The 9095-nt window shown below is 67.8% G+C and carries 11 protein-coding genes, 1 tRNA gene and 1 pseudogene; 10 read left to right on the plus strand and 3 right to left on the minus strand.

Annotated features, from left to right (window positions below):
• A pseudogene (locus ABYX71_RS08380) lies at positions 1–258 on the minus strand (diaminopimelate decarboxylase); the annotation flags it as partial.
• Positions 255–413 carry a lipoprotein gene (locus ABYX71_RS08385; RefSeq protein ID WP_372696046.1) on the minus strand — a complete coding sequence of 53 codons (159 nt, stop codon included), beginning with the start codon at positions 411–413 and terminating at the stop codon, positions 255–257. The gene ABYX71_RS08385 and the pseudogene ABYX71_RS08380, both read right to left, overlap by 4 nt.
• 98 nt (positions 414–511) lie before the next feature.
• On the opposite strand from ABYX71_RS08385, the gene ABYX71_RS08390 reads away from it, so the two are divergent.
• The 10 genes from ABYX71_RS08390 (at position 512) to ABYX71_RS08435 (ending at position 7852) form a co-directional block, all read left to right on the plus strand.
• Positions 512–588: transfer RNA gene (locus ABYX71_RS08390), tRNA-Met, on the plus strand.
• Positions 589–652: 64 nt separating this feature from the next.
• Positions 653–1330 (plus strand): RNA polymerase sigma factor, encoded by a 678-nt coding sequence (locus ABYX71_RS08395; protein ID WP_372696047.1) that lies wholly within the window; start codon positions 653–655, stop codon positions 1328–1330.
• Positions 1323–1976 carry a DUF3379 family protein gene (locus tag ABYX71_RS08400; protein WP_372696048.1) on the plus strand — a complete coding sequence of 218 codons (654 nt, stop codon included), beginning with the start codon at positions 1323–1325 and terminating at the stop codon, positions 1974–1976. The genes ABYX71_RS08395 and ABYX71_RS08400 overlap by 8 nt, the downstream gene beginning before the upstream one ends.
• Entirely contained in the window at positions 1976–2551 is a 576-nt protein-coding gene (locus ABYX71_RS08405; protein ID WP_372696049.1) for a DNA-3-methyladenine glycosylase I, read from the plus strand. The genes ABYX71_RS08400 and ABYX71_RS08405 overlap by 1 nt, the downstream gene beginning before the upstream one ends.
• Before the next feature lie 148 nt (positions 2552–2699).
• Entirely contained in the window at positions 2700–3092 is a 393-nt protein-coding gene (locus tag ABYX71_RS08410; protein WP_372696050.1) for a PA2779 family protein, read from the plus strand.
• Entirely contained in the window at positions 3089–4096 is a 1008-nt protein-coding gene (locus ABYX71_RS08415; RefSeq protein ID WP_372696051.1) for a PA2778 family cysteine peptidase, read from the plus strand. Before ABYX71_RS08410 ends, ABYX71_RS08415 begins: the two co-directional genes overlap by 4 nt.
• A gap of 276 nt (positions 4097–4372) precedes the next feature.
• Complete coding sequence (locus ABYX71_RS08420; protein WP_372696052.1) at positions 4373–5242, plus strand: alpha/beta fold hydrolase; 870 nt, start codon at positions 4373–4375, stop codon at positions 5240–5242.
• Between the two features lie 44 nt (positions 5243–5286).
• Positions 5287–6156 carry a VOC family protein gene (locus ABYX71_RS08425; RefSeq protein WP_372696053.1) on the plus strand — a complete coding sequence of 290 codons (870 nt, stop codon included), beginning with the start codon at positions 5287–5289 and terminating at the stop codon, positions 6154–6156.
• 60 nt (positions 6157–6216) lie between these two features.
• Positions 6217–6522: a hypothetical protein gene (locus ABYX71_RS08430; RefSeq protein WP_372696054.1), complete on the plus strand. Its 306-nt coding sequence runs from the start codon at positions 6217–6219 to the stop codon at positions 6520–6522.
• Between the two features lie 7 nt (positions 6523–6529).
• A complete protein-coding gene (locus ABYX71_RS08435; RefSeq protein WP_372696055.1) occupies positions 6530–7852 on the plus strand; it encodes a L,D-transpeptidase family protein in 1323 nt (440 codons plus the stop codon).
• A gap of 43 nt (positions 7853–7895) precedes the next feature.
• On the opposite strand, the gene ABYX71_RS08440 is transcribed toward ABYX71_RS08435, so the two are convergent.
• Positions 7896–8717, minus strand: a complete 822-nt coding sequence (locus tag ABYX71_RS08440; RefSeq protein WP_372696056.1) for a thioesterase family protein — start codon at positions 8715–8717, stop codon at positions 7896–7898.
• Positions 8718–9095 lie beyond the last annotated feature (378 nt).

Here is a 9095-nt window from a genome sequence, read left to right on the forward strand (position 1 = left end):
CAACTCGCCGCCGGACACCACATCGAAGCCCGCCCCCAGGCGCGCCAGCAGATTCAGGACGGCAAGGTTGGAATTGGCCTTGACGGCATAACAGATGCGGTGCGGACGCTGCCCGAAGGCCGCGTCATAGGCGTTGTAGGCGGCCTCGATGACGGCGCGCGAGTAGACGTAGCACGGTGTGCCGAACTCCGCCGCCACCGCCGCCAGGTCCGCCTGCTCCATCTGCAACGCACCACGCACATAGCGCAGCGCCGTCATGGCGCCTCGGGCGCAGGCGTCTGCGCCTGCTCCGGCGTGGCCGGCGCCTGCGGCGGCGGCAGATACAACGGACCGGTCTGGCCGCAGCCGGACAACAGCAGCAAAAGACCCACGGCAGCCAACGGCCGGCCGGGGTGACGCAACAGGCAGTGCACGAGAAGCTCCTTGAGGCAGGCGATTACCACTGGCCGCCGAAAAACGACTTCGGCCAACCGCGGCTTTGCTGCTAAACTATGCGCCCTTCCGATCACATGGCTATGTAGCTCAGTCGGTTAGAGCACGGCACTCATAATGCCGGGGTCGGTGGTTCGAGTCCACCCATAGCCACCATGCCAGCGACGTCGTTACCAAGGCCGCCAACGCCCCACCGGCGCAGGCTCCGCGGTAGTCTTGCGTGCCACAATCAACCGCCGAGGCGTGCGAACCGCAAAGCCGCCCACGCAACGAGGGCAACTTGGCGCAGGATTGGGATGAATCAGCCTTGCTGGCGCGTCTGCGTGCCGGTGACCAGGCGGCTTTCCAGCATCTGGTGCAATCCCTGAACGACCGCCTGTCGCGGGTCGCGCGCGGACTGGTCGGCCCCGGCGCAGCCGACGACGTGGTCCAGGACACCTGGGAGGCGGTACTGAAGGCGTTGCCGCGCTTCGAGGCACGCGCCAGCCTGTCGACGTGGGTGTTGCGCATCCTGACGAACACGGCCATTTCGCGCCTGCGCCGTGCGGGACGTGAAGTGGCAAGCGGTGATTTCTCCAACGAGGACGATATGTCCGCGCTGGCGGGACGCTTCGCCGACAACGGTCACTGGCATCAACCACCGCACCCCTGGCATGCCGACACGCCCGATGCGCTGCTGGGCAACGACGAACTGCAGGCCGCCCTCACCCGCGCCATCGACCAACTGCCGCACACCCAGCGCGCCGTGCTGACGCTGCGCGAGCTGGCCGGCCAGCCGCTGGATGAAATCTGTAACGCGCTGGACATCAGCGCGTCCAATGCACGAGTGCTGCTGCACCGCGCCCGACTGCGGGTGTGGGCAGCCATCGACGCGTACCAACGAGGCGAGGATGTTTAGCTGCAAGGATGTCACGGCGGGTGCCAGCGACTACCTGGAAGGCGCGCTGCCCTGGCCCGCCGCACTGCGCCTGCGCGCGCATCTGCTGATGTGCCGCGGCTGCCGGCAGCTGGTACGGCAGATGCGCCTGATATCCGGCGCACTGGGCCAGCTCGGCTTCGCCGCCGCGCCGCCGGCGACGTCATCACGCGTCTGGCCCGAGTTCGCCGTCGGCGCGCTTGCCGGCGGTGCCGCCCTGCTCGCGCTGTGGGTGCTGCCGGGCCTCACCGGCATCGAGCAGCAGCTGTACGCGCATGCCGTCGACCGTCACGCCCACGCCGGCCCGGCACTGGACGCCGACACCGTGGCCGACAAGTTGGCTGCCGTCGGTGCCCGACTGACCGGCAACCTGCAGGACGTGGTGTTCGCCGAGGACTGCACGATCGGCGAGCATCTCATCGCCCACCTGCTGGTGCGCACGCCGCGCGGCCTGGTAACCGTGATGCTGGTACCGGAAAAAACCGGGACGGACAGCTTCAGCCGGCGCGGCTACACCGGCCACCTGGAGCCGCTCGGAAAGGGCACCCTGGCCGTGCTGGGGCAGGACACGGATGGCATACGGCTGGCGGCTGCGCACGTGCGCGCCGCAGTGCAGTGGCCCGGCTGATGCCCGGCGCCAACGGGCGCTGCCCGTGGGCACGCAGCGCGGCCGAGAGGGACTACCACGACCGCGAGTGGGGCGTGCCGCAGCACGACGACCGCGTGCTGTTCGAGTTTCTCATCCTGGAAGGTGCCCAGGCCGGCTTGTCCTGGTCCACCATCCTCAACAAGCGGCCTGCCTACCGGGCAGCCTACCGGGGCTTCGACCCGGCGCGCGTGGCAACCTTCGACGAGACGGACCAGGCGCGACTGCTGGCGGATGCCGGCATCGTGCGGAACCGGCTCAAGATCGGCGCTTCGATTGGGAACGCGCGCGCGTTCCTGGCCATACAGCGCGAATTCGGCAGTTTCGACCGTTACCTGTGGCAGTGGGTCGACCATCGCCCCATCCACAACCTGTGGCATGACATGAGTCAGGTGCCGGCGCGCACCGCACTGTCGGACGCGCTTTCCAGGGACTTGCGGCGCCGCGGCTTCCGCTTCGTCGGCAGCACCATCTGCTACGCCTACCTGCAGGCGGTGGGTGTGGTGAACGACCACCTGCAAGGGTGTGCGCGGTGGGCGCGATTGCAGCAGCCCTGAATGGCCTGCGACCGGCCTCCGGCACGGCGGCTACATGCCCACCAACCGGCTTGCGAGGCACTCGGGGCGGCGCTTTAATGGCGACCGACCGGTGGCCTCGGACATCCGCGCCCCCGGCACAGTGGCCAACTCGTAACGGAGACACACAATGCAGAAGAAGCTCGGATGCCTGAGAAAAGCCTTCGCCTGCCTTCTCGCGCTGCACGTGGGCGCCTTCGGGCTGGCGGTGAGTGGCGCCCAGGCCGCCACGATCACCACGCAGATGCAGCTGTCAGCCGCGCACGACCAGGGCCTGCGTGACCAGGTTCTGCAGGCGCTGGCGCGCGATGACGTGCAGCAGCAACTGATCGCGCGCGGTGTGGATCCGGCCGATGCCCGCCTGCGCGTTGCCTCGCTCAGCGACCGCGAACTGGCCGATCTACAACAGCACATGGATGAGATGCCGGCCGGCAGCGGCGCGCTGGCCGTGGTAGGCGTGGTGGCCATTGTGCTGCTGGTGCTCGACCTGGCCGGCGTGCTGAACATCTTCAACCGCAGATGACATGCCGCAGTGGCGCCGGCCGGCCGCTTTCCGGCTGGCTGGCGCTGCTGATGAGCCTCACTCTGGCCGGCTGCGCCCACCTCCAGACGTCGCAACCGACACTGCCCACCGCGGTCGAACTCACCGAAACACCGTTCTTCCCGCAGCGCGACTTCGAATGCGGCCCCGCCGCACTGGCAACCGTGCTGCGTGCATCCGGAGTGCCCGTGACAGCGGACGGCCTGAGCGGCGAGGTCTACCTGCCCGACCGACGCGGCAGCCTGCAGGCAGAGATGCTGGGCGCCACCCGGCGTCACCACCGGATTGCCTACCCGGTTCAGGGCATGGCCGACCTGGTGGCGCAACTGCAGGCCGGCCTGCCGGTAGTCGTGCTGCAGCGCCTGGGCGCCTGGCCGCTGCAGACCTGGCACTACGCCGTCGCGATCGGCTTTGATTCCATGCGGCGCGAGCTGGTGCTGCGTTCCGGCACTGAACGCCGCCTGGTCACCGACCTTGACCGCTTCCTGCGCAGCTGGAAGCCGGGTGGCAACTGGGCGTTCGTGGCACTGCCACCCGGCCAGTTACCGGCGCAACCCGATCCCCAGCGTTATCTGAGCGCGGTCGCCGCCGCCGAGTCGTCGCTGACCGTGTCACAGCGCGTAGCGGCCTATCGCCAGGCCACCGCAAACTGGCCGGCGCTGGCCACCGCCCACTTCGCGCTCGGCAACAGCCTGCACGAACAGCACATGTACGCTACCGCCGAGGCGAGTTGGCGCATGGCAATCGTCCTGCAGCCCGGACACGCCGGCGCCATCAACAACCTGGCAGAACTGCTGGCCCGCTCCGGGCGCCGTCGCGAGGCGCTCACGGTGCTGGACCGGGCATTGGCCGGACGCCTCGAGCCGGAAAGCCTGCGCCCAGTTCTCCAACAGACACGCCGCGACCTGGCCGGCTCCGAGTCGTCCGCTGCAGGGCGTATGGGCGCTGCGCAACGCCGTGCCCGCGGCAGCACGGCACACCCATGACCAACCAGCGCCGTGCGGCATCCGCCGACCGGATAGCGCCGCCCGGCCGCTCCTAGCCAGCGCCGGACGGACCAGACGCGCGCTCGACGTTGTGCCTCGCCCGCCAGTTTTCCATCACGCGAACACCGGTGGGCCCACCGGGTCGATCCCGCCAGCAGCCGGGCGCTGTCATGTCCCGACGGCTGCTAGAATTCGCCACCTCATCAAACGTCCGCCCAGGTACGGGCGACCCCGTGCGCCGCATCACAATAAAGTCGGTTTCAGGAGGAGCAACCCATGACCACGATCTGGGTCGACATGCTGGGCGTACCGTTCCGGCAGACCTACTACCAGGCCGGCGGCTACCGCACGCGGGCCATCGAATGCGGTGACGGGCCGCCGCTGATCTTCTTGCATGGCACGGGTGGCCATGCCGAAGCGTACATGCGCAACCTGGCGGCGCATGCCCAACACTTTCACGTCTACGCCATCGACATGCTGGGCCACGGCTACACCGACCACTACGACGGCGACTACACCATGGAGGTCTGGTCGGACCATCTGTTGGCCTTCATGGACACCATCGGCGCCGACTCGGCCTGCCTGTCGGGCGAGTCGCTGGGCGCCATGGTGTCGGCCTGGACCGCCATCCGCCAGCCCCAGCGGGTCAGCAAGCTGGTGCTCAACACGGGCATCCTGGCCCCGCCCAACGCCAAGGGCAAACAGGAATTGATCGACGCGCTCGAGCGCTCGAAAAAGGCCGCCGGCAACCTGAGCATCGAATCGGTTCGCGCACGCATGGCCTGGCTCATGGCCGAGCCGGACAAGACACTCACCGACGAGGTGGTGGCCACGCGCTACGCGATCTATGCCCAGCCCGGCATGCAGCAGCACATGGGCAAGATCGCCGTGTCGACACTCGGCCGCGTGGTCGATGACACCTGGACGGCGCAATGGATGCGCCCGGAACTGATGCAGGACATCCAGTGTCCGACCTTGGTGCTGTGGACGCGCCACAACCCCGGCCAACCGGTGGAACTGGCACAGGACGCCATGCGCCACATCCCGGACGCACGCCTGGTCGTGCTGGAACACAGCGCCCACTGGCCGCAGTGGGAAGAGCCGGACACGTTCAACCGTCTGCACCTGGATTTCCTGCGCGCCTGAGCCCGGGCGCGCCTGTCAGTCACCAGCCTTAAGGATTCCGTGTCATGAGTCTGCACACCCTCAGCTACGTCGGTTTCAATGCCCCCGACCTGGACGACTGGCGTCGTTACGCCACGGGCGTGCTGGGAATGGAAGCGGCCGACCAGACCGACCAAACCCTGCGCCTGCGCATGGACGACAAGCACCACCGGATCGCCGTCCACAAGGCGACCGCGCCGGGCTTCGCCTACAGCGGCTGGGACGTCGGCACGCGCGCCGAACTGGATCGTCTGACCGCCGAGCTGGCAGCGCTGGGCTACCCGGCCAGCGACGGCACGGCCGAGGAGTGCACCTTCCGCAAGGTGGTCGAGATGCGCAGCTTCACCGACCCGGGCGGCAACCGGGTGGAGTTGTTCTATGGCCAGCTCAGCGGCTGCCCGTTCAACCCGGCACGCCAGTTCGGCGGCTTCAAGCTCGGCGACCTGGGGCTGGGCCACATCGTGTTCATTACCCAGCACCTGGACGCCATGATGACCTTCTACGGCGTCCTCGGACTCACCGTGTCGGACTACATCTACATCAAGCCGGTGCAGTCCAAGGCGTACTTCATGCACCTGAACGCACGGCATCACAGCTTCGCCCTGCTCAGTGGCCCACACGAAGCGTTCCACCACATCATGATCGAGGTGAACACGCTCGACGACGTCGGCATGGCCAACGAGCTGGCCTTGCGCCAGGGCCGCAAGGTCACCATGTCGCTGGGCAAGCACACCAACGATCACGTGGTGTCGTTCTACACCATGACCCCGTCCGGTTTCGAGCTGGAATATGGCTGTGGCGGGCGCATCATCGACGATCTGGATCAATGGCAGGTGGTCGAGTACGACGACATCAGCTACTGGGGCCACCTCGGCCCACTGCGGCCACCGGTATAAAGCACCCGCGGCGGCGGTAGAATGCGCTGCGTTACCGCTGCGCCCGCGAGGGCTACCGCCATGAAGCCGCTGAATCCCGACACCCTGTTCGATGACGTTGCCGACCGTGTGGTCGCGCTCGGCAACGAATTCCTCGACGCTCATCCGGACGCCGACGCGTGGGAAATCGCCTCCGGCATGCTGTCTGGCATCGTGCATTTTTGGCTGTACACTCACCAGCCGTGCGCCGATCCGTCCTGCCGTTCGTGTGCCGACATGGCGACCGCCGAGCTGCGCCTGCAACAGCTGCTCGACGAGGCACGCGAGTCTGCCGAGGAAAGCAGCTATTACCACTCGCCATTCGATCGTAACGTCGGCAACGCCTGACCCGGCCGTGGGCAGGAAGCGCCGCTGCAGCGTCCTGCTGCTGGCGTTGTTCCTGGCCGGCTGCATGAAAGAGCCGGTCATTCCGCTGCCGCCACCGCCCCCCAAGGAAACCCCACCCCCGCGGGCCACCGCCCCGGGCCCGCGACTCACCTTCGAGGTGGGCCCGCAAGACCAGGTCATCGGCCTCACGCAACTGACCCGGGTCCACGGCGACCAGACCCTGCTCGACATCGGCCGACGCTTCCACCTCGGCTATGACGAGATGGAATGGGCGAATCGCGGCGTGGACGTGTGGATTCCCGGAGACGGGCGCGAAGTGGTGCTGCCGGTCGCGCAGATCCTGCCGGATGCCCCGCGCGACGGGCTGGTGGCCAACGTCGCGGCGCGGCGGCTGTTTCACTTCCTGCCGGCAGACGCGAGCGGCCGCAAGCGCGTGGTCAGCTATCCGATCGGCATCGGCCGCGAGGCCTACCCCACGCCACTGGGCACCACACGGGTTACCCGCAAGCGCGCCTATCCCGACTGGCGCGTGCCGGCCTCGGTCCGCCGTGCCCATGCCGAGCGCGGCGACCCGCTGCCGGCCGTGGTCCCCGGCGGACCGGACAACCCCATCGGCACCCACGTGCTGGACCTGGGCTGGCCCACCTACATCATCCACAGCACGAACAAGCCGGCCGGCACCGGCCTGCGCGTGACGCACGGCTGCCTGCAGCTGTACCCGGAAGACATCACCCGCCTGTACGACGAGGCGGATGTCGGCAGCACGGTCACCATGGTCAATCAGCCGATCCTGGTCGGCTGGCAGGATGACTCCCTGCTGCTCGAGGTCCATCCCGCGCTGGAAGAACACGCGCTGACGGTCAGCGCCCGCGAGGCACAGGCGGCCGTGGCCATCCGCCGTGCCCTGGCTGCCCGAGGGCGCGACGACGCGGACGTCGATTGGGACCGGGTACGTACGTACGTCCAGGCCCAACCGGGCTACCCGTTGCCGATTCTGCGCGATCATCCCGCACAGGACGTTTTCCTGGCCCAGGCGCCGCTTTATGAACAACCGGCCATACGCCAGGCAACACAGCCAACACCTGCCAAGGATGCCTGGTACATCGATCTGGGCGGCTATCAAGGTGAGAACAACGCCCGCAAGCTGGTCGCTCAGCTGCGCCATCTGGGGCCACCGGTGCCGGCGCGACACCAGCCGTATGCCGGGCGCCATCGTGTGACCGCCGGGCCGTTTGACGATCGCCAGGAAGCCGAACGGATCGCTCACCGCATTCGCGTCGAACTCGGCCTGCAGGGCGACCTGCGCCCCCCTGACGATACCGGCGCCTAGTATCCTCACGGCCCGCCGGCGTGGCGGGCCGGCGTGCGGGCCGTTAGCCGGGCCGCCCGCCGCCTATGATTGCCAACTGACGTGACAAGGCGACCAGATGGCCTGCGCTGTCCCACAGTTCACCATCCTCGTGCAGCAACCCGCCGGTGACATGACGCGTGGTAAAGCGCGCCCGCAGCAGACCTGGAGCCGGCGGACGATGCACATGAACAGTCAACTCAACCGTCGGCACCCACCCACCGAAGCCAACACGCCGAAACAGCGGCGGCGGCTGCGCGTCGGCAAACAGCGGCAACGCGAACACATCCGGTGCGCTGCCATCGGCGAAGCCAAGCCAGGCACGCAGTTCGACATCCGCGTTTGGGTCGCCGTGCTGCCAATGTGTCGCCGTGGCCGGATCAAGCCGCGCCAGCAAATGGCGATGAATTCCCAGCGGTGCCGGCGTCAACTCGGCCAGGGGCACGCACCGGTCCACTGCGGCCAGGGACGGCGGGGAGGATGTATGCAGATCCAGCCCCCGGCCGCGCATCAAATCCGTGAAGGCACCGATAAAGCGCACCCGCTCGCGGCCGCCCTGAATCAGGCGCGCCGTGGCGGTGGCGATCCTGCGTCCCCGGCGCACGACGTCGGTTTCAATGGTCACCGGCCCGGCCTCGGTCGGCAAAAGATAATGCCCGGTGATGCTGGCCGGATGCGGGAAATCGAGCGCACTGGCCAGCGCCTTGCACGCCAGCGCCATCACATAACCGCCGTTGGGCACCTCGCCGATGTTCCAGGCGGACGACAGCTGTCCTTCGTAGGTGCCGTCACCCACCGCCACGAGCTGAATATCGCGTTCAAACTGGCTGCTTGCCGCCAACGACATACGGTCGACTCCCGGAAGATTGTGCAGGCCTTGTCCTTGCGGCCAATGGGCACGGTGAGGGTTATCGGACAATGACGCCGCATTGTGCCAGTACGCTGGTCACCGGTCAGCGTGCGCCGACGACCACGTGGCCCGAACAGCAGCTGTTGGAGAATCGCTTGTCACCGCACCGGGATTCCGCGCATCCTTGGCAAATCCTTGTGCTGGACTTGTCCACGCCCGAGCCCGATTCGCTCAGCAGCCGGCTCGTCGCACCGGGCGATGTTGGCATCGAGTTCCACACGGTGGCCGACACGCGCCAGTTCCACCAGGCGCTGGCCAGTGGCCCTTTCGACCTTGCAATCCTCGCCGCGCCGTCGGCCGAAGCCGCCCGGGGCG

Origin of the sequence: Immundisolibacter sp. (assembly GCF_041625615.1) — a bacterium.
In the GTDB taxonomy this organism is placed as follows: domain Bacteria; phylum Pseudomonadota; class Gammaproteobacteria; order Immundisolibacterales; family Immundisolibacteraceae; genus Immundisolibacter.